We start from the raw sequence: 21,601 nt of genomic DNA, 5'->3' as shown, positions 1-21,601 counted from the left end.
TAATACAGGTCCTGTCATGGTGTAATACAGTTCATGTAATGTTGATATACAGGTAACAATTGAGAGCCTGACCTGGGCCGTGGTTTCTAAGATGGGCAGGCAAGGCAGCTTATATGTTAGAGCTCATACGTACTGCTCCATTTGTCTGGCGGCCTGCTCTGTCTGCATAACCATCTCGGGGGAAAAGGTACATGGCGTTCTGCTTCCAACAAGCAGTACACCGCTGGGCAGGAGGCCTTCCCGGAACAGAGGCACGGCTATAGCACATACCAGTCGTTCAGCAAGCATAAGCGGGCACCGATCCGGGGTGAATTCACCACGGGACCGCTCATCCAGCATCACCGTACGCCCGGTTCTGAGCGCCGTGCCCACCAGATCTTGTCCAGGGCGCATCGTCATACGTTTCACACGTTCATTGGTTGCCCCGAACGTATATTTCCAGCGCAGCATGGACCCCGACACGCAGGCCATTCCGCAAAAATCACCGGCGGTGTTCTGACACAGGCCGCTCATCATCTCCTGAACGGCAGATGAGACTTCATCATGCATGAGGGACACTTCCTTTTTCGGGTCAAATTGACGGTCTTTACGTCACTCATCTTTTTTTTAAAGTTTATTATGATGTTCGTTCATCGTTCTGACTACATATAAGTAACCTTATATCAAGGCTCGTTTGATCGAAGAAAAGCATACAATCAGGTTATTACGATGTTAGTTCTATTGTAGTCGGTTTTGTTAACCTTGTAATTCAGGGAAAACCCCTATTTACGTTCTGGAAAATGCTGAACCTGGGCTTTGCATTTGTATGATTCCGGGTGAGGTGAGGATGAAGGATAAACGTGGGGATAAGGTTTCAAACTCAAAAAAACAGCCGGCATATCAGCCAGCTGTTTCAGTATAAGAGTGCGTCCAGAGATATGTCAGAGTGTGCCTCATGACCTTCTGCTCGTATATTAGCAAATTAACAATGTGTCGTAGTTCGCCTCACCAGATGCTCCACATGTAGACCAATCGTGACCATCTGCGGCTAACGAATCGAGGAGAGCTTATTTGGTGGTTTTTAGCACATGTGAAAGTGTAACGATTCTGAGAAACGCTATTTCCCCGATTTTCCTCAAAAAGGTGGCTGTATCAGTTTTTTTTAGTGAAATAGCGTCTCTGGAAATCGTTAGAATTCTAGACTGCTGAAATATCGCTAAATAGGGCTTCTGGGAATCGTTAAAATTTCGACTGCTGCTTCAGTGACTTTATGGCGGACTGTCATTACTATACGAGCCCCCAGTCGCACCGCGAGCATACCAGTAATCCAGCGTTTCTTTTCTACTATAGAAGAAATTCCCTCTATACCGTAAAGGTGTCCAGTAGAGCAGGCCATATCGGGAAGGCTTCACGACACGCCGGACATGTCGTTGTGCCAGCCAAATAAGGAAGATGTGCCGCCAGCGTCTGATCTCCAATCCGAGACGTTTGCTTAGCTAATGCTTTTGTTTCTGGATCATCCTCCAGTGATGATGCCGGAGTGATGGTATAAGGCTGCTGCTCGGGGTTAAATACAGGATCATGTTCGTAGGCCTGAAGGGGTGCGGTCTTGTCTTCCTGTGGCCATATATATACATCCTCCCCACAGGCCGGACACACTGTGACATATTCCTCGCCTTCAATAAACGTTAATAGCATATTCGCTACATTACAGGATTGGTGAAATGCTGCATCCGCAATGAGGAGGTAACGTTTCTCTATGTCATCTGCGGATGACTGAGCAGCATAGTCCAGAACCTCATCTGTCAGCGATTTGATCTGATCAATGGCCTTCATATAATCATTGTACATCCGGGTACAGCTGGCGCTACCCACCACATCAGCCAGTTCTCCCCACGATTCGGGGAATGGGTCCTGGTGCTGCTCATCACGGCTTGCTTCGATGATGCCGCAGTGGATAAACAGGTTTGTGCGTACCTCGATATCTGTGACTGAGCTGGCGAGCTGTGCAAGAAACGGCATCACAGCGTAGGTTGCTGTATAGATTGAGTTTTGATGAAATAAAAATTCCTGAAACAGCTCGTCAAAAACCTCCTGGCTGTATTCCTGCTCTAGCTGCTGTAACAGCTTGGGTACGTTTTCTGCGGAGCCATAAGGGCCTGACAGCTTGCCCCAAACATCACTATCCCACGTTAACACATGATTTCCTCCATTTCGAGAGTATACAAGCCTTGCATGATTGCTCAAGATATACAAGCGTTTACATGTATGCTATCACCGTACCTCAAGATTGACAATTACAGATTGGAATCAGCTGATTGACGGTTACAGAGTGGAGGTTTGGAGGTGGATGCTTATATGAAGGCAGCGTGCATTTTGCCGTTATGGGCAAGTTGTGACTTTTCTCACAGCGAATTCGGGGAGTTTCCCGGCAAAGATCAGGTAATCCCCCGATAACCTTTTGCAGTCTTTCACGGTATGATGGAATCATAAGGAATCACCGAGGGGGACGAAAATAATGGGTACAGTATTTGTGGAAAGAGCAACCCGTAAGGCAGAACAGACACATGCGGAGGCGGACAAAATGACTCAAAAAACAGGCGGCATCCTGTCGTTCGTTACACCGGAGCAATGGAATATGATTGAAGAGAAAATGCAGCCTAAACGGGTAAAATCGGGATACAGTCTCTTTCTGGAAGGCGATGAAGCCGGATATTTGTACTACATTCGTTCGGGACGGGTGAAGCTGACCAAATCGACGGAGGATGGGAAAGAGATCATTCTGTCGATTCAGCAAAGCGGTGATCTGATTGGTGAGTTTGGCGGAATAGGTGGAATGAATCACAGTTATAGTGCGGAGATGGCGGAAAAAGGAGAACTGGCCATCATCTCGTTGACGGACCTTGAGAGTGTGCTGAGCAAAAACGGAGAGCTGGCGCTTAAATTTCTACAATGGATGGCGCTCGCACAGCGCATCACACAGTCGAGATTCCGCGACCTGCTGCTGTATGGCAAAGCAGGGGCACTTGCTTCGACCCTCATTCGTGCCAGCAACACATATGGCAAAATTACACCAGATGGCATTGTGCTGGAGATGAAGCTGAACCACACAGAGCTGGCTGAGATGATCGGAGCAACTCGGGAGAGTGTTACACGTATGCTGGGTGCCTGGAAGGAGCAGGGGACTCTGGATATGCTGGACGGCAAATTAATGATTCGGGACATGGCTGCGCTCCGCTGCATGTGCGGATGTCCTTCGTTCCCAAGCTGCCCGAAAGAGCTGTGCCGACTGTAGTGGGAAGCCTAAGCTAGAGCGAAGCTTAAGTTAGGATGAAGTCGAGGGTAGCTGGGTAATATGAAGAAAACGGCAGTAGAGTGAATGTAAGCTGAGCAGATAGAATGAGCGTCAGATGGGCTTATAGAGCGGATAGTGTGGATAGATGAGTAGAGAAAATGCGGATAGAGAAATAGAGAGAATGCGGACGGATAAATAGAGAGACGGCAGGATAAATAGATAGATAGATTACCGGTCGATAGAAAAAATGCGGGTTGATCGAAAGAACTCAGCCAGGATGGATATAGAGAGTGCGGATAGAACAAAAGAATGTGGGTCGATACAAAGAATGCAAAGGCTCGGCACAGAGAGAACGTGGGGAACTAAAGAGAAGTAAGATGGACAGCGTCCAGAGTTCGGTGCAGATTGAGTAGATGACTCAGAACTTATGGACCGCAGGAGATTGAAGGGGAGAAACCGGAGCGGAATGGTAAAGGATGAAGTAGCTAGCGCTGTTTTGTCCTTTTTTTCTGTATGCTTGGGTATGATCTAACATTTCAAACGTTTCAAGACACAACAGCCCCGTAACTTGGATGTATAGCAGCTAAAATGTGTCGAAACTCGAGCATACCAGTAATCCAATGTGTCAAAGTTGCCCTCACCAAATGCTCCACATGTAGACCAATCGTGATCGTCTGCGGCTAACGAATCGAGGAGAGCTTATTTGGTGGTTTTTAGCGCATGAGAAAATGTAACGAATCTGAGAAACGCTATTTCCCCGATTTCCCTCAAAAATGTGGCTTTATTAGGTTTTTTTAGTGAAATAGCGTCGCTGGAAATCGTTAGAATTCTAAACTGTTGAAATATCGCTAAATAAGGCTTCTGGGATTCGTTAGAATTTCGACTGCTGCTTCAGTGACTTGATGCCGGACTATCATTACTATACGAGCCCCACGTCGCACCGCGAGCATACCAGTAATCACATTACATCAAGCCGCATCCTGTTGAAAAGCCAGTTACTGTACGGGCACAACGTCGCACCAGCCGCGAGCCATCGCAGTAATCACATTACATCAAGCCGCGCCCCGTTGAAAAAGCCAGTTACTATACGAGCCCCACGTCGCACCGCGAGCCATCGCAGTAATCACATTACATCAAGCCGCATCCCGTTAAAAAGTCAGTTACTGTACGGGCACCACGTCGCACCAGCCGCGAGCCATCGCAGTAATCACATTACATCAAGCCGCGCCCCGTTGAAAAAGCCAGTTACTGTACGGGCACCACGTCGCACCTGCCATGAGCTCCAAGTCGCACCGCGAGCCCATCATAGTAACGGATCGCATTGAGTCACACTCTAACAGCATACCTGGTGCACAGGCTGCATAGCGCTCACTCAGGTAGCTTCAGTTCACGCTGCGTTAAGTTTATTCCAGTTCCCGATCCAGCATGGAGTAGAGCACAGAATTATGGTACGAGCCTTTGTAGAACCAGTGCTCGCGCAGCACACCTTCACGCTGCATGCCAAGGCGCTGCATTACCCGCTCGGATGCGGGATTCTCCGGGCGGCATTTGGCATAGATTCGGTGCACGCCAAGCTGCCTGAAGCCAAAGTGAAGCAGTGCGCGGCAGGCTTCAGTCACATAGCCTTTCCCATGATAGGCGGGGTGTAAGACATAGCCAATCTCGGCATTGCTTTGTTCCACAAGGTGCAGCCCTGCACCACCGATGAGCAGGCCTTCTTTTTTCAAAACAATTGCCAGCTCATATGCTTCCCTCGGTTCGGCCTGCTGCAAGCGAATTACATCTTGTACATAGGACCGTGTGTCCTCTTCGGTATTTGGTCCCCACGCGGTATGCGCTGTCACTTCGGGCATGGACGTGTACGTATGTATGGATTGCCAGTCACTTTCTACAATTTCACGGATGAGCAGCCTCTCGGTTTCCAGCTGCATTTTTACACGCTCCTTTAGCTCAATATTGGTCCTTGTTCTTCACTTTTATTCTATTTTATCGCACCCGATCCACGCAAAAAAGCCCATGATAGAATTCAAAGAGTGAATTCCTCATGGGTATCCAGATTAAGGTTAAGCCTTATATTGGAGTGCGCTTACCAATCTCTGCGCAGCGGTATGTTTATTGTGGTTGTTTGCACGTTGCTGCAGGATATGTGTAGGAAAGCTTGCGAATGATCTCCTTTTGCCATCTGGTATCACCCAGATTGGTTGCCAGGTTCAGAAGATCCAAATAATCGTCGAGCTGCAGATTAGCCTTTTGCAGAGTTGTGTTCATTCGATGTTCGTTCCCCTTTATCTATAAAGTCGTAAGCATGATCGCGGTCATTAGAACTGACAATGTAACGATAAACAAGCTCAATAATGATAATCATTATCACATATGTATTGTTTATTATGCATCGAACGTTGGTAAAATGCAATGCCTAACTGCCTCGGAACTCAACTTTTTTCGTTAAAAAGCTCATCCATAGCACGTATGGAATATATACACCCAGATAAGCAGCCGGGATCAGAAACCAGCCGTTCAGCAAAAAGTGGTGAATCTCTGTTGTGAATGTGGTCATATGAGCATTTGTTGCATAAACGTCGCTGGCGAGTACAGTGGCTGCACTGTAGAAGCATAGAATGGCAAGCAGATGGAACAGCCGGGCTGCCGGCTTGTATCGAAGTGCAATATAGGACATGACCAGTGGAACGATAATCAGAAGTAACAGAAAAAGCAGTTTCATATGGCATTCTCCTTCGAAATGAGAGGTTGTTCCAGTCGTTGAACTACAGATTTTACACAATCCACTCCGATGACAGAATAACCTGGAGAGTAGCGGTTACCCCCAGATTTTTTTCGATTCCCTTCTCTAAAGGGAAAAATCCGGTGATAAGCGTATGCTTCCGATGTAGCTTTCTTGCAGAAAGCCTTCAGGCGATCGCTACGCTTTTTCAGGTTTTTTCTGTCCTCTCCGTTAACGTATAAATGAATAGTTCACCTCTAAACAATAGTCAGTATCGACGAAGGAGAGCGGACTCAAACTTTTTTCAAAAATTTTACATAAACAAAGAGGAATTCATCATGTGAAGCATTAAATTAAAAAAGGGACAAGCTCAGGCTTGATCCATTGAATGCCGGAACGTAACAGGTCGATGAAGTAACACGTCAACAAACGGACGCTAAGTCCAAATAATCACCAAGTCAAACTAAACACATCACATCATGTACAGGCATCAAATGATACGGAGGAGGAGAATGGGTATATGAAAAAGGCATTTAGGCAGCACTGGATGGGGGCATTTCTGGTTTTTATCCTTATGGCAACAACGTTACTGGCTCCGGGTATTCAGGCTCCGGTTCAGGCGGCAGCACCACTTACTGTATCACAGGCCATTGCAGCTCAGAGCGGTGGAGGCACGGCAACTGTCGAAGGTTATGTGGTGGGACATGCAACCGGGTCGCTTACAGCCAAATTCACCTCTCCGTATGCCAATGATTTTAATGTGCTGATTGCGGATTCCGCTTCCGAGCGCTCAAACGCCAAGCTGCTGGATGTGCAGGTATCCTCTTCGTTCCGCGCGCAATACGGACTGGCCTCGAACCCGAGTCTGGTAGGCAAAAAAATTATCGTGACCGGAACACTTGGCGCTTACAACAGCTATGCCGGGGTCAAAAACCCAACATCCATCACCCTGTCTTCAGGAACAACCAATCCTGATCCGGAGCCGAACCCTGGCACTACCCTGCCGGATGGCACAGGCAAAAAAGTGCTGTTTGATAACACTCACGCCCAAACCGCAGGTGCAGCGGACTGGATTATTGACGGGGCCTTTTCAGACTTTGCAAATGGTTTGCGAAACGCAGGCTTTACCGTGGATCAGCTGGAACGCAGCATCCCGTATACATTTGGTGAGCAAGCGTACACCTATAATAAATTGAAAGACTATGACGTGTTTGTCATTGGCGAAGCCAACGTGCCATTCAAAGCGACAGAGCAGGCTGCGCTTCTGCAATATGTGCAGAACGGCGGAAGCATTTTCTTCATCTCGGATCACTACAACGCCGACCGCAACAAAAACCGCTGGGATTCCTCTGAAGTGTTCAACGGCTATCGCCGCGGGGCTTACCAGAATCCAGCAAAAGGCATGTCCTCTGCCGAGGCCGAATCACCAGCCATGCAGGGTGTGATCAGCTCGGACTGGCTCGGGACAAACTTTGGAGTCCGTTTCCGCTATAACGCTTTGGGAGATGTCAATGCAACGGATATCGTAGCACCATCCCAATCTTTTGGCATTACGACAGGTGTACAAGCTGTAGCGATGCATGCAGGATCAACGATTGCAATCATGGACCCGAACAAGGCCAAAGGATTAGTGTACGTGCCAAGCGGTGTGTCCAAATGGAATAACGCCGTGGATCAAGGAGTATATAATGGCGGCGGACGAGCTGAAGGGGCTTATGCGGCGATTGCAAAGGTAGGCGCAGGCAAGGCTGCATTTATCGGTGATTCCTCACCCGTGGAGGACGCAACGCCAAAGTATTTGCGTGAAGAGACTGGAGCAACGAAGAAAACTTATGACGGTTTCAAAGAAGTGAATGATGCAACCTTCCTTGTAAACACCGTGAAATGGCTGGCGGTTAAAGAAAGCTATACAAGTCTGTCCCAGGTATCAGGATTGACACTGGATACAGCCACAAGCTTGCTCCCCATGGAGACACCGGCAAACTCCACCGAACCGCAGCTTGAGCCTTGGGCCGCTCCGGCAGCAGGGTACAAGTGGTATGATCCAACGACATTTAAAGCAGGCTCGTATGGTAAAGCACAATAAAAAAGTGAGCTCGATGAATCCATTTGCAAACAAATTGCAAGAACATGTACAAGCAAGCTGTTGTAGTCCGCATTAAATTCGAATAAGGTGCTTTTTTTAGAAAAGTGTTGCCAGAAAGCCGGGGGAAGTTGTCCGGTTTTTTGGCTTTTTTCATCACATTTTCGACGAGCGGAGAGCATTATAACTATGATTGAAGTTTTAATCGCTGGGTTATCCCGGATTCTCTTTTTCCTGTGGAACGTCGCGCCGTAGCTCTGCATAAATTCTTGCTTTTGCGGGGAAGGTATGGATACTAATCATGGAACTCGAGAGTCCGGGCAAGCGATCCGAGCGCGGTGGAGTGTTGGCAGCAGACAAAGTACATCAAAAGAGGGAGGCGGCACAAGATGAATCAGCTTACAGGACGAGCAGACTGTGACAGTTCCGTGATGCGGCAGAAGCTGAAGGCAGACCTGCATCGTGTAGCAGAACGAATGAATCTGACGTTATCCCGTTTTGACAATGACAGTGTCTGTTTGCTGGCACAGTTCGCAGAGATCCGGGCCGAGATCAAGCACATTGAAGTGCTGGCTTCTTCATTTTATCTCGATTGTTACCTGTCTCCGTTTACGGAGAAATTTGCCGAGTTGACATCCAGTGTGCAGCATCTGTCAGACCGAAAATATGGAGCGCTTATTGTCATTGAACGGGAGGTTCCATTGGATACGATGATTCATTCGGGTGTAGCGGTGGATGCCAAAGTAACTCATGCCTTGCTGGAGTCTCTCTTTATTCCAGGCGCGCCATTGCATGACGGGGCCGTGCTCATTCGAGGCAATCAGATCGTATCGGCCGGCAATGTGCTGCCTGTATCGCAGGTTGACTCGCATGAACGAAAGCTGGGTACAAGGCACCGGGCGGCACTCGGATTAACCGAACTGACGGACGCGGTGGTGCTGGTGGTGTCGGAGGAAACGGGACAGGCTTCTTTTGCGGTGGATGGGGCGTTACATCCCATTAATGTGGTCGAAACATTGCCTTAACCTGTGGTTGGGCTAAATTGGCCAGAGTTGAGTTGAACGCAGTTGAGCGAGATATCATCAAATATTGGGAGGAGGTTCAGGCCGGTCGCGGAGTGACAGGAGGGACCTCTTTTTGCTATGGTGAGTTTTATTGAAGCGAACATAGTTATGTCCATTTTGCACAAACTGGGTGGATATGGGTACAATAGAGAGTGGAGCGTTCATAGGAAGTCCGCGATTTATCGCAAAAATGGTTTAGAGGAGACGGTTAACACATGAGTTGGTTTGAAGCAATGGAGCAATACGATTATGAGGAAATGGTACTCTGCCAGGATCGGAATTCAGGCTTGAAGGCCATTATTGCCATACACGATACAACCCTTGGACCTGCGCTGGGGGGTACACGGATGTGGACATACGCTTCGGAGGAAGCAGCCATTGAAGATGCACTGCGTTTGGCTCGGGGCATGACATATAAAAATGCAGTATCCGGCCTGAATCTGGGCGGCGGCAAGACGGTAATCATCGGAGATCCGCGTAAGGACAAAAATGAAGCGATGTTCCGAGCCTTCGGTCGCTACATTCAAGGGTTAAACGGCCGTTACATCACCGCCGAGGATGTGGGAACGACAGAAGAGGACATGAATCTGATCTACCAGGAGACCGATTATGTGACAGGCATCTCATCGAGCTATGGTTCATCAGGCAACCCATCTCCGGCTACCGCCTATGGCGTGTATCGCGGTATCAAGGCAGCTGCCAAGGAAGCATTTGGCACCGACCTGCTGGAGGGCAAAACGATTGCAGTGCAAGGTGTAGGCAACGTAGCGATGCATCTGTGTAAATATCTGCATGAGGAAGGTGCGCAGCTGATCGTCACGGATATTCATCAGGAGTCGGTGAAGCTGGCAGTGGAACGTTTCAGCGCCAAGGCCGTTGATCCGGCGGACATTACGAGTGTGGAATGTGATATCTATGCGCCATGTGCGCTCGGCGGCACGATTAACGATGCAACGCTCAAGACACTCAAGGCCAAAGTTGTGGCGGGCTGTGCGAACAATCAGCTGCTTGAGCCGCGGCATGGGGATGAGTTGTATCAGAGAGGTATTGTATATGCACCGGATTATGTCATTAATGCCGGCGGTGTGATCAACATCGCCGATGAATTGAACGGATATCACGCGGAGCGAGCTTGGGCGAAGATCGGTGAGATTTACAACACGCTGGAGAAAATATTCGAAAGCTCCCGTACCGAGGGCATCGCGACCTACATTGCTGCGGATCGGCTTGCGGAGCAGCGGATCGAGATGATGAAGAACACGCGCAGCACCTTTTTACAAAATGGTCATCACGCACTAAGTGCACGCAGACTGCGCAAATAGGTCTGGTTCACCCAGGCATCAAGGGACAATCCTGACCGTTTGGTTAAGCGAAAGAGACACCCGAAAAAAGAACTTTTTTTGGGTGTCTTTTGTGTATACGAAATCTAGCGTTGTTTCTTTGACTAGCATGATTGCTTGTTCTATATAATTTACACTATTTATTTACACGTTAACGGAGAGGACAGAAAAAACCTGAAAAAGCGGAGCGGTCGAGAGAAATCCGTTAAATCTCCCCTGGTGGGTGTCAGGTACACGTGAAGCGATATACAGATTGATATTGGTCTGCACCAGAATCTCTCCAATCGTCCACAGCACCGTGGATACCACGACGATCGCGAAATGAGGCCAATCCCCGAGCAGGTAGAGCGCACCAAAGCCGATCCCATAGAAGAGAGCGCCGAGTTCAGAGCGGTGATGCTGCGCGTAGCGGACAGCACTAGCGTGGTGAGAAGGATAACACTGATTGCGTTGATGGTCATCACAGAGCCATAATAAGCTGCGCCATGCTCGCCAAAGGTCTGATTCATCTGCAGCGGCAGGCTGAACGAATACTGCATGTAGATAAAGTAGTTAAGAAATGACACCACGATAAAAAATACAACGAGCGGATTTTTCAGCAGCATAGGAAATAACGGTGAAGGCAAGGGCTTTAATTCTTGCTGCTGTTGAGGCTGCTGTGCATGATGTGCCCGATTCTCAGTTGCCGTCTGCGCTGCTGGGTCACCCGCACCAACATGAACCTTCTTCCAGATCATGAAGGTAGAGATCAGAAATACAGTGCCAATGCTCAGAAAGACGATATGCACGTAATCTTTGATAAAAAAACCGGAAATAAGCGGCCCAAGCGCAATCCCCAGATTGGCTCCCAGATACATTAGGGAAAAGGCGGATTTTCGCTGCTTCTCTTCAGGGCACAGCTGAATAATTAAAGCGTTATATGCAGGACGTGTAATGCTGATGAAGAACATCACTGCAATCAGAAGATAACCGATGGTTATCGTGCCTGAGTAGAAGGAGCAGCTAATGATGATAAGGGCCGAGAGCACTTGCCCGGAGATAATAATCGTTTTTTTGCCCATCAGATCACTTAAATACCCGCCAAGCAGTACACCGGGGCCGCTGATCAAAGCTGCCATGGATACAAAGATGCCTGCACTGACCACACTCATACCCATCTGCAGAGTAAGCACCAAGGTAATGAGAGAGAAGATAAAATCTCCCATTCTGTTAATGGTTCGTGCCAGGCAGAGATAATAGATGTCGCGGCTGAGTCCCGCGTATGTTTTGAATAAAGACAATCGTTTCATTCCTCCTCAACAAAACCCCGATTCCATAAACAAACAAACGATAAAAGCGGGTCGCTCCCCGCATCTGTCCGTTATGTTATACGTTCTCGGGAACGGCGACCTCAATAACGAACCGATCATACATATCCACCAGCGTCTGGCATAATTCCTCGAACGAATCTCCTTCCACAATGGTGAACCCCGAGCGAGTCATCGTATCGTTGACATCTCCTGCGTGCTGTCCCACTTCATAGGAAACTTGAAAGTCAATAATGCCTGGCACATCCTGATAATCTTCTCTCCCGGAGATATGCTGGATTATCCCTGCGCGTGAGGGGAAGCAGATCATACCCGTAAATTTATTGCTGGTTTCCTGCCGGGTGAAGGTATACGTGCCAAGCTCCAGATCTGTAACCGCCTCAAAAAGATCTACACCGTGGGTGTTCTTGATACAAGGCGGCATGACATGCGAGCCTCCGATTCTTGCTCCGATCTCTCCGAAGACCACTTCTCCTTCCGGTGTGACGAACAGCTCGGCATGGGTTACAGATTGATTGATACCAAGCGCACTAATGACTTGTCTATTGACGTCCTGGATACGGAGGATCACATCGGTTTCTGCACCTTTGGGGAATGCAATGCTGGCCGGAGGCTTCTGCTGCGTCGCAATGTCCAGACAGTTGTAGAGGTACTGGGAAACGGAAGCAAAAACCACTTCTCCCCGGCACACAATGGAGTCACAATGGATTCTGTACCCTGAATGAACTCCTCCAGCAGATCTCGCTGCTGTTCTTTTCTTGTATACTGCAGGTAATGTAACAATTCTTCCATGCTGGACAGCTTGAACGTGTTAATACTTCCGTACCCGCTGAGCGGCTTCACAATGATGGGAAACCCATATGTAGCAGAGAAACGAAGATAGTCCTGCTGCTGTAGCGCAATGGCTGTTCTGGACGTGCGAATTCCGCGTTGCTGCAGCATTTGCTTCATAATCCATTTGTTGCGGACCGCCTCGGCCTGATTGCGCTGCATCTGGGCACATTGGGTGACGATGAAGGATTTCTGACCTGCAGCATGCATATTGCGAAAAAAATGGATAATTCTGATATGATTAAACCATACCCCGAGTTCGAAGTCGCTGCAGAAGGCCTGAAGTCAGGTGAGATTTCCTGTCTGCTGGTCCCTGGAGCGTATCCCAAGCTGAACAGCTTCATTATGGATTCCGATCTGGTGGTGTCCGAGAGCTTTGTAGAGAAAATTCCTGCTTTGGTGCTGTCGGGCTTTCATGCCATATGTCCAGAGCAGATTGATACCATTTTTCATCATCCGGCGACTACATACTTATTATCTGAACTTGATATCAACTATAGAGAGAACATCCCGGTATCATCGAACCCTGAGGCTTGCAGGAAAGTGATGCTGAATACAGAATCCTCCATTACGCTCACGAACCAGCTCTGTGCAGATCATTATGGACTGGTGACGTACGAAGTGCTGCGTGAAGGAATTCAAATGCCATGGGTATGTTTTACGAAAAAACCACAGAGGGTGAATGCACTCGTATGAAGAGAATCGCAATTATACTGGAAAAAAATCTGGAGCAGGGAGCCGCAGCCAACGTGGCGGCCCTGCTCATGGGACAAGCTGCCCTGAATGAACCGGGGTTATATTCAGATCAGCCTGTCCTGGATCAGAGCGGTGTTCAGCACGCAGGTATTCGATACAGCACCGTGATTCTGAAGGCGGGAGAGAATCAACTGATCAATCTGGTCAAAGCCTGTTCTGAAGATAACGACAGTTTGAGTCATCTTGTTTTCACACAGACGGGGCAATCCCTCAATAATGCCTTTGAACAATATGCAAATGAGATTGCAGCGATGGCATTGGAGGCCACCAAGGTTGTTGGCGTCATTGTGTGGGGAGAAGATAAGCTGGTTCGGGCAAAGACCAAGAAATTCAGTGTGATGAAATAAGAAGGTCTGGGGGATATGCTTCAACGTTTGGTACAACAGACAGGATGTTGCAGCTGGCTGGAACATAAGAGAGCAGATCAGATCATAACAGAACTAATCGGAACTAATCGGAACAGATCAGTGCGGCTTGACCGTGCGGGGTACAAATATAGCGAGAAGGGCAGAAGCTATCCTATGGATAGGCCTCTGCCCTTGCTTTGTATAAGGGAAAATTTTGTAGATGAATGCTCTGTACATAGGTTATGTGCTGCTGACAGTCGTTATCTTGGTCTCCGTGAAGTAGTATAGCAGAGCGAGCAGCGGCATGAGCAGACCAATCAGCGCCGTGAGGCTCCAGCCGCCATGTGCATAAGACCAGCTTCCGAGTGAAGAGCCGATGGCACCTCCAATGAAGAAGATGGACATGAACAGACCATTCACCCGGCCCCTTGCTTCGTTAGCCAGGGAATAGATTACCCGCTGACCGAGCACCAGATTGCCCGAAACAGCCATATCCAGGGTGATGGCAACGACGACCAGCAGAATTAATGAAGCTGTGGAATGGCTCTGGAACAGATAGGCTAGACCAAAGGAAGCTATAGCAATAACCATAGCGGCTCCCGTGAGCACCCGGGTAAAACCGCGGTCTGCCCATCTTCCGGCAATCGGAGCGGCGATTGCACCGCCTACCCCGGCCAGAGCGAACCAGGCAATACCTTGCTGGGACAGGCCGAAGTCGTTTGCCAGCCGGAGAGGCACTGTTGTCCAGAACAGGCTGAATGCACCGAATAAGCTGGCCTGATAGAATGCCCGTCGCCGCAGCATCGGCAGGGTACGAAGCAGTGTGCCAAGGGAAATCATCAACTGTCCATAGGACAGGTTTGGTTCAGGTCGCCGGGCTGGAAGTGCACGTGACAGAAGCAGCATAAGCAGGGCGATCACAACGGCGGAGAAGGCAAACACCGCCTGCCAGCCCAAAGCACTGGTGATAAAGCTGGCAACAGGGCGTGCGAGCATAATGCCGAGCAGCAGTCCGCTCATGACATTGCCGACGACCTGCCCACGCTGTTCTTCGGAAGTCAGGTACGTGGCATAGGGTACGAGAATCTGTGCCACAACGGACCCGATGCCGATGAGTAGTGAAGCCGTCAGGAAGAGGAAGGCACTGGTGGAGAAGGTGGCGGTGATCAGCGCTAGTACAAGGACAATGAGAAACAGTACCATCAAACGGCGATTCTCGATAATGTCGCTGAGCGGAACGATGAACAGCAGACCAATGACATATCCGATCTGCGTCAGCGTCACGATTAATCCGGCTGCAGCAGAAGAGAGACCTGTGGCGGTGCTGATCGGCCCGAGAACCGTCTGGGCATAATACAGGTTGGCTACAATCAAACCGCAGGAAGCGGCGAGCAGGAAAATAATCCAGGCAGGCACGGTAGTCTGAGTCGGGTTGGCACCTTGTTTCTGTTTCGTGTTCATAAGATCGACCTCCAATAAAAGTTTATGATGATTCAGTTGACATTTGTATCGCGAATTGCGGATGAGATGAAATAATGAACGTTCCGTTTACTAATTACATCTAAATAATATACGATACGTTTAGTATTGTAAATAGGCAACTACAGAACAAAGTAAACTTACATAATGATGACGGAAATATAATGACATTACAGGCAGCCTGGAAATGTATATTGGCGCTGCATTTTAGTATAATGAACGTATCGTATTTTTTTATTGGGGATAAAAGCGAATGGAAGGTTATTCTGTCATTGAAGTGGTTTGAAGTGGTTGTGTAAATACTTTAGTTGAGTTTACATAGATGATGACAATGGAGGGGTCTGCAATGACTGCAAAAAGAGGACGTCCCCGCAACACGGAAACCCAGAATGCCATTCTTGCGGCGGCCTATGAACTGTTGCTTGAGGATGGGTTCGCTGCGGTGACAATCGAGAAGATTGCCGAACGTGCACAGGTAAGCAAAGCAACGATCTACAAATGGTGGCCGAGCAAAGGCGCTGTTATGCTGGACGGGTATATGTCGGCGTTAACGGCCAGGTTACCTGTGCCGGATACGGGGTCTGTATATGAGGATGTGCGTGCTCATGCAGGGAACCTGGTTCAATTTTTGACAAGTGCCGAAGGGAAAGTCATTACACAGATTATCGGAGAGGGGCAGTCTGATCCCACCCTAGCGGAAGAATACCGAAGCAGATATATTCAGCCGCGCCGCCGCGAGGCATGGGGCATTCTGGAGAAGGGTGTGGCACGTGGCGAGTTGAAGCAGGGACTGGATATTGGACTGTATATCGACATGATCTATGGGCCTGTGTTCTACCGGATGCTGGTCACGGGTGAGCCGATGGATGATACGTTTGTGGAGCTGCTGCTAGGCGCGGTATTCAAAGGCATTGGGTCTGAGGCATAGCAAGAAGTGCAGCAGCATGTGATAAGTGAAGGAAGAGAAGAAAAGGAAAAGGAAAAGGGCAATACGGAGGGATTCCGAATTACCCGGGGAGCGGTTATGTGTGGCAGGGCGAAGTTATACCTGAAAGATCGGGGAGATGGCAGAGGGCCATATGTCTGTTGGTTTGGGGACGAAGGAGCCTTCGTGCTCGGTCAACAGGGGAGGATCATTCCACACTGAACTTGGCAGTTCGCGTCGTAATACAGGGGCCACTTCTGTGGCAAAACGTTCCACTTGCTCCAGCTGCTCGCTATGCGTGAGTCCGTCAACGCTTATACTGAGCACCTGGTGCCCGTAAGCGGCATGATAATCCAGAATTTTCGAGATCACCTGCTCCGGGCTGCCGATCAAAACCGGGCCGCGGGCAATGTTGTCCTCCAGATCCGTAAAAGGAGACTGGTTATGCTGTGCCGCAGCGGTGGCATGAAATGCTTCATAGTACGGCTTGTAGCGGCGAATGGCTTCTTCGCCCGTGCTCGCAAGATAGAGGCTGCCAGCACCAGAACCAATCACAGCTTGTTGTGCATCATGACCATAATAAGTGAGGCGCTCGCGGTAATGGTCGATCAAAGCTTTGTATTTGGCCTGAGGGTGGAAGGAATTCGAGGTAAAGAGCGGCTCACCATATTTGGCAGCCAGTTCTGTAGATAACGTGCTCGACGCACTGCCATGCCAGATCGGAATGGACTTTTGAAGGGGTCTCGGCCACGTGGTCACTCCATCAAGTGGAGGACGATATGTACCTTCCCAAGTGACATTCTCTTCCGACCACAGCCGCTTCAGCAGATGGTAGCGTTCATCCAGAGAGTCCCACTGCTGCTCTTCACGAATGCCAAACAGCGGATAATGACGCGGGTCATTGCCTTTGCCGATAATCAGCTCCAGCCTTCCACCCGATAACTGATCCAGCGTAGCATAATCCTCGGCAACCCGAACCGGATCAAGGATGCTGAGAACCGTAACCGTGGTCAGCAGACGAATCCGTGAGGTGGCCGCAGCAATCGCTGTTAACACAACGGGCGGCGATGAAGACAGAAAAGGTGCGCCGTGTCGCTCACCGATGCCGTAGGCGTCGAACCCCAGTCGCTCAGCGAGCTGAGCTTGCTGCAGGATGTTATGGAATTTCTGCTGAGTCGTCAAAACTTCCCCTGTGACGGCATTGGGTAGATTCATCATGAGGCTAAACAAGGCAAATTTCATTGAATGTACTCCCTTGCTTGTATAAAAGTGTCTGTCCGTGTTGTATAATCCTATTGAAATAGTAGGATATTGAAGTTGGAATAACTGTATCATGTTCCTGCTCATTCTTCTAATGGATTTTTTCTATAAGCAATTGGGGACTAAGCCAAACCGGAAATAGAGAAGGGGCTTTTCCTGGGAGAAAATTGTAAAATAATTGCCACGATTTTTATTGACCACTGTAAAATTTAGGATTAAAATTGGTGTAATCATATAAATTCAAATTTCTGGATTTTAATTGTGGAGGTGGGATACATGGAACCTGCAACTACGATACGCTCAACGATTGAGGATTACATCAGGAAACAGGGATATACCCTTCAATATTTTGCAGATATATCGGGAGTGAACGCCGGGACGCTAAGTGCAATCATTAAGGGAACTCGTCCCATCGCCATGGCGCAGCTTGATCTGATTACCCAGGGCATGAATCTGGAGGAAGGTTATTTCTACGAGACGTACGGTGCGGAGTGCTTCGTGGAATCGGCTCCCCACTGGCGAAGGCTTGAGCCTTTCCTGCAGCGCTGTGCAGAATTGGACAAGCTGGACTGCATCCAGCGGGTGATCCAACAAGTAACGGACGATCGCTCCTATATTTCGGAACTATTCGAGATGGCCGAAGGCATGCTGGAGCGCGGTCAGCAAAAAGCAGCCCGCATGTTATATGAATGCGTAGCCGAGTGCGAGAAATACCAGCATTCCGAGCGCCTGGCCCTCTGCCAGTATCGCATCTTCACCCTCTCGCTTGGTCAGAATCAGCATGATAACCTCCGTGCCGCCGTGCACTTCGAGCCGTATATTAATCGGCTGGATGAGGAGAGGCAGCTGGATGCGATAAGGGAGTTGGCTAATATGTATGGTAGCTTATGTTACTGGGATAAAGTACTCCATTTAGCTGGCGAACTATTACAACAAGTCAAATGTTTGGAACAATATAAAAATAAAAAAAAAGGAATGGACTATAATCGACTTTCTAAACACCCAATGTTTACTTATAAATACTACGCTTATTTAATGATGGCAACAGTATGCGGAGAACGTAAAGAATATGAAAAGGCATTGGAGTATACCGCTTTGTATTCCGATATAGTTATTGAAGACCCTACTTCAGAGGATCAACATTTTATAAAACGATTCAAAGATTGGGCTGAGGTAAATACTTATTTGTACAAACTAATGATAGGTGATAAAAATGCGTTGAATTCTTATCTCGATTTTATAGAAGTTAATGAAAACGAAACCCTTCTCGGACTTGTTAAAGTTATAGAAGCAGCTAATCAGAATAACTTCAATATTGATCAAGTTCTTAGAAGATTCGATCTTTTTATTTACAAGGTACTTAATAAACTTAGCTATCAAAATAGTTATAGTATAATGATAAAAAACGACCATTATATCAAATTTTTGGGAGAATTGGCCTTATACGAGTTGTCTAGAGAGAGGTATCAAGAAGGATTTAGGCATCTTCTTAATTGTTTAGTGGTTGCTAAGAAGGTTAACGATGACTCTACTATAATTTATTGTGTCAGTTTATTTGAAGAATATAGAAATCAGGCTTCTGAATCAACAGAATCACAGTATAAAAGTATTATTAAGGAGGTTTATGATCGATATGATAAAAAAAGCAGTGTTGGCACTAATGCTGTTTAGTTCCTTTTTGATGTTTCAATGCTCTACAGAAGGTGTAGAGACAATTATAACTTTACTTTCTAGTCATGGTTTTGGGGGATACTAAAAAATTCTATGTTTATTAATAGTAAGCGTGCTATTTCCATTTCGGAAATGGGACGTTTTTTTTATTTTATAATAGATTGACCTATGTAAAATACAGGATTAAAATAACATTTATTATATCAAATTGAATTATAAGTTATTTTTTATTTAGGAGGTGGAATAGTGAATTTAGCTCCTACAATAAGAGCACATATTGAGAAGTATATGAGAGAACAAAATCTCAAGTTGCAGCATTTTTCCGATATTACAGGAGTTAATGTTGGGACATTAAGTGCTATTCTTAAGGGTAGCAGACCAATGTCTATAAACCAACTGAATCAGATCACTTCTGCAATGGGATTAGAAAAGGGTTATTTTTATGAAACTTACGGAGTAGAATCCTTCATTGAATCATCGCCTCACTGGAGACGTTTGGAACCATACCTATACGAGTGTGCTGAACTAGGTAAATTGGATTGTATACAACAAGTTATTACTCATGTGACGGACGATCGATCCTATATAGAACAGTTATTTGAAGTGGCTGAAGACTTTTTTGCTAAAGGACTAAAAGAAGCAGCTCTTATTTTGTATGAATGTGTGGCAGACAGTGAGAAATATCAACACTCGGAGCGATTGGCCTTATGTCAGTACCGTATTTTCTTGCTTCATAAAACACTGAGCAAATTTGATAATCTTAAAGCGGCAATAAAGTTTGAACCATATATTGATAAATTGAATGAGGAAGTACAGTTGGACGCCATTAAAGATTTAGCTAACACATATGCTTCAATTAGCTTATGGGATAAGGTTCTGGAATTGGCTCAAGAACTGGAAAAGAGAGTTAACTTTCAGATTAAATTTCAAAATAAAAAGCATAAAACTAAAGGTAGGAAATCTTTTTATCCTCTATTTGTTTATAATGCTTATGCTAACCTGCTACAGGCTAATGTCTCTGAAGAGCGAAATCAATATGTACAGGCATTAAAGTACATAGATATATATGAAAATATTCTACATGAAATTAAAAATCCAACTAAAGAAGAACAAGATTTAAAAATCGCCAGGTTGGTAACCCGTGTTTGGCCCGATATATGCCCTTGGAAAAGTGATAGCCCTTCCCCTGCACACTCCCTAAACATACAAAACAAGCGGTTTGTATCGTCGCATAGAAACGATTATAGAAGAAAAGTCCGCTCTCCATAATGATTGCATACATACCACTCTTGCCTTTTTAGCAAAGCCTATTTTCTCACTAGTTGATTTACAATAACGATCCTTTACTAGCTGCTTCACATGTTCACGGTCTTGTAGATTCTTGGTGTAGAACTCATCGAGCATTACGCCTTTTTCAAATTGATCTCGTTCTGAATTATAATCAAATATGCGTATCCAATAATAAGTGGGCTGTTGCTGTTCTTGATTCATCGTCCATCCTCCAAATTTAATGTACTACTTCATTCTATTCACATTCTGAAAAAGTAAAGTTTTTTGATGATCTACCGAAATCTTTGCCTGATCGGTTTTGAATATATGTTCCCTGCAGCGATAGAAGTACGACAACGATGTCAAAAACAGAAAATCAAAGAGGCCTTCATAAAAGAAAAAAACACCCAACTTAGTGTGGGTGTCGCGGAAATGAAGATCAGCTATATTCATACACTTCAATCAAATCTAATCCTTCTGAAGATAGAAATCTGTTCATGGTATCCCTAAATTGATTGACCTTTAGAACTAAGGCTCTCTGAAGCGTACCAGAAATGGCTACCCCTTTGAGGCGATACACGGTTTTAGAAAACATCAACATTCTGAGACACCCCTCAAACTTATCTTCAGGAAATAACACGATAGGATATTGGGACAGACTAATCACATTTAAAAAATCACCCATTAGATGCTTCGGGTTTGTCTGATTTTCAATTTCTATGCCAAATAGATGTACCGGTCGATTAATATTGGGTTCAACGTACCCCTCAAAATTTATCAATTCTAGATTGGCATTAGATTGGCTACTCAGCTCCGTGAAAATCTCTTCGATGAAGTGACATTGGCTTAAATAATAAAAGAGACTTTGATTCTCCGGAAGACGATGAGTTGCCAGGCTCCGCCTTTTGGTGAGGATTGTTGGAGTAATAGCCAGATCAATCCTGGATGAATAAATGACCGTATTCTCATCTTCTTCGATTTCGGTCAAGTCTTTCTTCGTATAATAAGTGATTGGTTCAGAAAGACAGGATAGCCAATTTGAGTTTAAATCACAGCGATCCCTATCGATGTAGTCATCTGAAATACTCCCCAAAATAGCAGCATACTCTCCAGCTATACTCGTATATAAAGCAGGTTCAGAGACTTGTAAGTCATTAATCTTTTTGTAAAAGTAGGCGCTTAGCTTAACAGCGACATCTTTCTGAAAATAAGTAGTAGAAGAACTCACTCGGTTATCTCCTCTATCCCCTTCATTACATATGGAAAGGGCAAT

The 21,601-nt window shown here is 46.8% G+C and carries 20 protein-coding genes; 9 read left to right on the top strand and 11 right to left on the bottom strand.

The features are described 5' to 3' along the window. Window positions 1–123: 123 nt before the first annotated feature. Complete coding sequence (locus ACQSGY_RS22625; RefSeq protein WP_188593675.1) at window positions 124–549, bottom strand: GAF domain-containing protein; 426 nt, start codon at window positions 547–549, stop codon at window positions 124–126. 792 nt (window positions 550–1,341) lie between these two features. Then, window positions 1,342–2,178 (bottom strand): hypothetical protein, encoded by an 837-nt coding sequence (locus tag ACQSGY_RS22620; RefSeq protein ID WP_427180890.1) that lies wholly within the window; start codon window positions 2,176–2,178, stop codon window positions 1,342–1,344. A gap of 319 nt (window positions 2,179–2,497) precedes the next feature. On the opposite strand from ACQSGY_RS22620, the gene ACQSGY_RS22615 reads away from it, so the two are divergent. Next, window positions 2,498–3,274, top strand: a complete 777-nt coding sequence (locus ACQSGY_RS22615) for a Crp/Fnr family transcriptional regulator (protein WP_427180888.1) — start codon at window positions 2,498–2,500, stop codon at window positions 3,272–3,274. Between the two features lie 1,403 nt (window positions 3,275–4,677). Here ACQSGY_RS22615 and ACQSGY_RS22610 read toward each other — a convergent pair. The 3 genes from ACQSGY_RS22610 to ACQSGY_RS22600 all read right to left on the bottom strand — a co-directional run bounded on the left by ACQSGY_RS22610 (window position 4,678) and on the right by ACQSGY_RS22600 (window position 5,996). After that, entirely contained in the window at window positions 4,678–5,205 is a 528-nt protein-coding gene (locus ACQSGY_RS22610; RefSeq protein ID WP_427180887.1) for a GNAT family N-acetyltransferase, read from the bottom strand. A gap of 181 nt (window positions 5,206–5,386) precedes the next feature. Continuing rightward, window positions 5,387–5,542, bottom strand: coding sequence for a hypothetical protein (locus tag ACQSGY_RS22605; protein ID WP_167434170.1), 156 nt, complete (start codon window positions 5,540–5,542; stop codon window positions 5,387–5,389). Window positions 5,543–5,690: 148 nt separating this feature from the next. Continuing rightward, complete coding sequence (locus ACQSGY_RS22600) at window positions 5,691–5,996, bottom strand: hypothetical protein (RefSeq protein ID WP_427180885.1); 306 nt, start codon at window positions 5,994–5,996, stop codon at window positions 5,691–5,693. Between the two features lie 520 nt (window positions 5,997–6,516). Between ACQSGY_RS22600 and ACQSGY_RS22595 the strand changes: the two genes are divergently transcribed. The 3 genes from ACQSGY_RS22595 to ACQSGY_RS22585 all read left to right on the top strand — a co-directional run bounded on the left by ACQSGY_RS22595 (window position 6,517) and on the right by ACQSGY_RS22585 (window position 10,465). Next, window positions 6,517–8,082, top strand: a complete 1,566-nt coding sequence (locus ACQSGY_RS22595) for a DUF6359 domain-containing protein (protein WP_427180884.1) — start codon at window positions 6,517–6,519, stop codon at window positions 8,080–8,082. 386 nt (window positions 8,083–8,468) lie between these two features. Next, window positions 8,469–9,104, top strand: a complete 636-nt coding sequence (gene cdaS / locus ACQSGY_RS22590) for a sporulation-specific diadenylate cyclase CdaS (RefSeq protein WP_427180882.1) — start codon at window positions 8,469–8,471, stop codon at window positions 9,102–9,104. Window positions 9,105–9,358: 254 nt separating this feature from the next. Beyond that, a complete protein-coding gene (locus ACQSGY_RS22585; protein WP_427180880.1) occupies window positions 9,359–10,465 on the top strand; it encodes a Leu/Phe/Val dehydrogenase in 1,107 nt (368 codons plus the stop codon). 158 nt (window positions 10,466–10,623) lie between these two features. Here the strand turns inward: ACQSGY_RS22585 and ACQSGY_RS22580 are convergent, their stop codons facing one another. The 3 genes from ACQSGY_RS22580 to ACQSGY_RS22570 all read right to left on the bottom strand — a co-directional run bounded on the left by ACQSGY_RS22580 (window position 10,624) and on the right by ACQSGY_RS22570 (window position 12,831). Beyond that, window positions 10,624–11,763, bottom strand: a complete 1,140-nt coding sequence (locus ACQSGY_RS22580) for an MFS transporter (RefSeq protein ID WP_427180878.1) — start codon at window positions 11,761–11,763, stop codon at window positions 10,624–10,626. 85 nt (window positions 11,764–11,848) lie between these two features. Further along, complete coding sequence (locus tag ACQSGY_RS22575) at window positions 11,849–12,361, bottom strand: hypothetical protein (RefSeq protein ID WP_427180877.1); 513 nt, start codon at window positions 12,359–12,361, stop codon at window positions 11,849–11,851. After that, window positions 12,358–12,831: an ATP-grasp domain-containing protein gene (locus ACQSGY_RS22570; protein ID WP_427180875.1), complete on the bottom strand. Its 474-nt coding sequence runs from the start codon at window positions 12,829–12,831 to the stop codon at window positions 12,358–12,360. Before ACQSGY_RS22570 ends, ACQSGY_RS22575 begins: the two co-directional genes overlap by 4 nt. Window positions 12,832–12,843: 12 nt before the next feature. Here ACQSGY_RS22570 and ACQSGY_RS22565 point away from each other — a divergent pair, with 12 nt between their 5' ends. Together ACQSGY_RS22565 and ACQSGY_RS22560 are read left to right on the top strand one after the other, a co-directional pair. Next, window positions 12,844–13,317, top strand: a complete 474-nt coding sequence (locus ACQSGY_RS22565) for a hypothetical protein (RefSeq protein WP_427180873.1) — start codon at window positions 12,844–12,846, stop codon at window positions 13,315–13,317. After that, entirely contained in the window at window positions 13,314–13,724 is a 411-nt protein-coding gene (locus ACQSGY_RS22560) for a DUF2000 family protein (RefSeq protein WP_427180871.1), read from the top strand. The genes ACQSGY_RS22565 and ACQSGY_RS22560 overlap by 4 nt, the downstream gene beginning before the upstream one ends. A gap of 240 nt (window positions 13,725–13,964) precedes the next feature. Here ACQSGY_RS22560 and ACQSGY_RS22555 read toward each other — a convergent pair whose 3' ends face one another. After that, window positions 13,965–15,185, bottom strand: coding sequence for an MFS transporter (locus tag ACQSGY_RS22555; RefSeq protein WP_427180869.1), 1,221 nt, complete (start codon window positions 15,183–15,185; stop codon window positions 13,965–13,967). Between the two features lie 364 nt (window positions 15,186–15,549). On the opposite strand from ACQSGY_RS22555, the gene ACQSGY_RS22550 reads away from it, so the two are divergent. Further along, window positions 15,550–16,131, top strand: a complete 582-nt coding sequence (locus ACQSGY_RS22550; RefSeq protein WP_427180867.1) for a TetR/AcrR family transcriptional regulator — start codon at window positions 15,550–15,552, stop codon at window positions 16,129–16,131. Between the two features lie 114 nt (window positions 16,132–16,245). Here the strand turns inward: ACQSGY_RS22550 and ACQSGY_RS22545 are convergent, their stop codons facing one another. Continuing rightward, window positions 16,246–17,370 carry an LLM class flavin-dependent oxidoreductase gene (locus ACQSGY_RS22545; RefSeq protein ID WP_216518503.1) on the bottom strand — a complete coding sequence of 375 codons (1,125 nt, stop codon included), beginning with the start codon at window positions 17,368–17,370 and terminating at the stop codon, window positions 16,246–16,248. 294 nt (window positions 17,371–17,664) lie between these two features. Between ACQSGY_RS22545 and ACQSGY_RS22540 the strand changes: the two genes are divergently transcribed. Together ACQSGY_RS22540 and ACQSGY_RS22535 are read left to right on the top strand one after the other, a co-directional pair. Then, window positions 17,665–19,059, top strand: coding sequence for a helix-turn-helix domain-containing protein (locus ACQSGY_RS22540; RefSeq protein WP_427180865.1), 1,395 nt, complete (start codon window positions 17,665–17,667; stop codon window positions 19,057–19,059). Between the two features lie 246 nt (window positions 19,060–19,305). Next, window positions 19,306–20,328, top strand: a complete 1,023-nt coding sequence (locus ACQSGY_RS22535; protein ID WP_427180863.1) for a helix-turn-helix domain-containing protein — start codon at window positions 19,306–19,308, stop codon at window positions 20,326–20,328. A 439-nt stretch (window positions 20,329–20,767) separates the two neighbouring features. On the opposite strand, the gene ACQSGY_RS22530 is transcribed toward ACQSGY_RS22535, so the two are convergent. Continuing rightward, complete coding sequence (locus ACQSGY_RS22530) at window positions 20,768–21,556, bottom strand: hypothetical protein (protein WP_427180862.1); 789 nt, start codon at window positions 21,554–21,556, stop codon at window positions 20,768–20,770. Between the last annotated feature and the right edge of the window lie 45 nt (window positions 21,557–21,601).

Source organism: Paenibacillus sp. TC-CSREp1 (assembly GCF_050171015.1).
GTDB classification, from domain to species: Bacteria; Bacillota; Bacilli; order Paenibacillales; family Paenibacillaceae; genus Paenibacillus; species Paenibacillus silvae.
The sequence above is the reverse complement of the archived record's forward strand: the minus strand, read 5'-3'. Positions and strand labels throughout refer to the sequence as shown.

What these genes read in the sequence shown, in the direction of transcription:
- ACQSGY_RS22625 (WP_188593675.1), bottom strand. Translation starts at nt 549, where the DNA reads ATGCATGATGAAGTCTCATCTGCCGTTCAGGAGATGATGAGCGGCCTG.
- ACQSGY_RS22615 (WP_427180888.1), top strand. Translation starts at nt 2,498, where the DNA reads ATGGGTACAGTATTTGTGGAAAGAGCAACCCGTAAGGCAGAACAGACA.
- ACQSGY_RS22610 (WP_427180887.1), bottom strand. Translation starts at nt 5,205, where the DNA reads ATGCAGCTGGAAACCGAGAGGCTGCTCATCCGTGAAATTGTAGAAAGT.
- ACQSGY_RS22605 (WP_167434170.1), bottom strand. Translation starts at nt 5,542, where the DNA reads ATGAACACAACTCTGCAAAAGGCTAATCTGCAGCTCGACGATTATTTG.
- ACQSGY_RS22600 (WP_427180885.1), bottom strand. Translation starts at nt 5,996, where the DNA reads ATGAAACTGCTTTTTCTGTTACTTCTGATTATCGTTCCACTGGTCATG.
- ACQSGY_RS22595 (WP_427180884.1), top strand. Translation starts at nt 6,517, where the DNA reads ATGAAAAAGGCATTTAGGCAGCACTGGATGGGGGCATTTCTGGTTTTT.
- cdaS (WP_427180882.1), top strand. Translation starts at nt 8,469, where the DNA reads ATGAATCAGCTTACAGGACGAGCAGACTGTGACAGTTCCGTGATGCGG.
- ACQSGY_RS22585 (WP_427180880.1), top strand. Translation starts at nt 9,359, where the DNA reads ATGAGTTGGTTTGAAGCAATGGAGCAATACGATTATGAGGAAATGGTA.
- ACQSGY_RS22570 (WP_427180875.1), bottom strand. Translation starts at nt 12,831, where the DNA reads ATGCATGCTGCAGGTCAGAAATCCTTCATCGTCACCCAATGTGCCCAG.
- ACQSGY_RS22565 (WP_427180873.1), top strand. Translation starts at nt 12,844, where the DNA reads ATGGATAATTCTGATATGATTAAACCATACCCCGAGTTCGAAGTCGCT.
- ACQSGY_RS22560 (WP_427180871.1), top strand. Translation starts at nt 13,314, where the DNA reads ATGAAGAGAATCGCAATTATACTGGAAAAAAATCTGGAGCAGGGAGCC.
- ACQSGY_RS22555 (WP_427180869.1), bottom strand. Translation starts at nt 15,185, where the DNA reads ATGAACACGAAACAGAAACAAGGTGCCAACCCGACTCAGACTACCGTG.
- ACQSGY_RS22550 (WP_427180867.1), top strand. Translation starts at nt 15,550, where the DNA reads ATGACTGCAAAAAGAGGACGTCCCCGCAACACGGAAACCCAGAATGCC.
- ACQSGY_RS22545 (WP_216518503.1), bottom strand. Translation starts at nt 17,370, where the DNA reads ATGAAATTTGCCTTGTTTAGCCTCATGATGAATCTACCCAATGCCGTC.
- ACQSGY_RS22540 (WP_427180865.1), top strand. Translation starts at nt 17,665, where the DNA reads ATGGAACCTGCAACTACGATACGCTCAACGATTGAGGATTACATCAGG.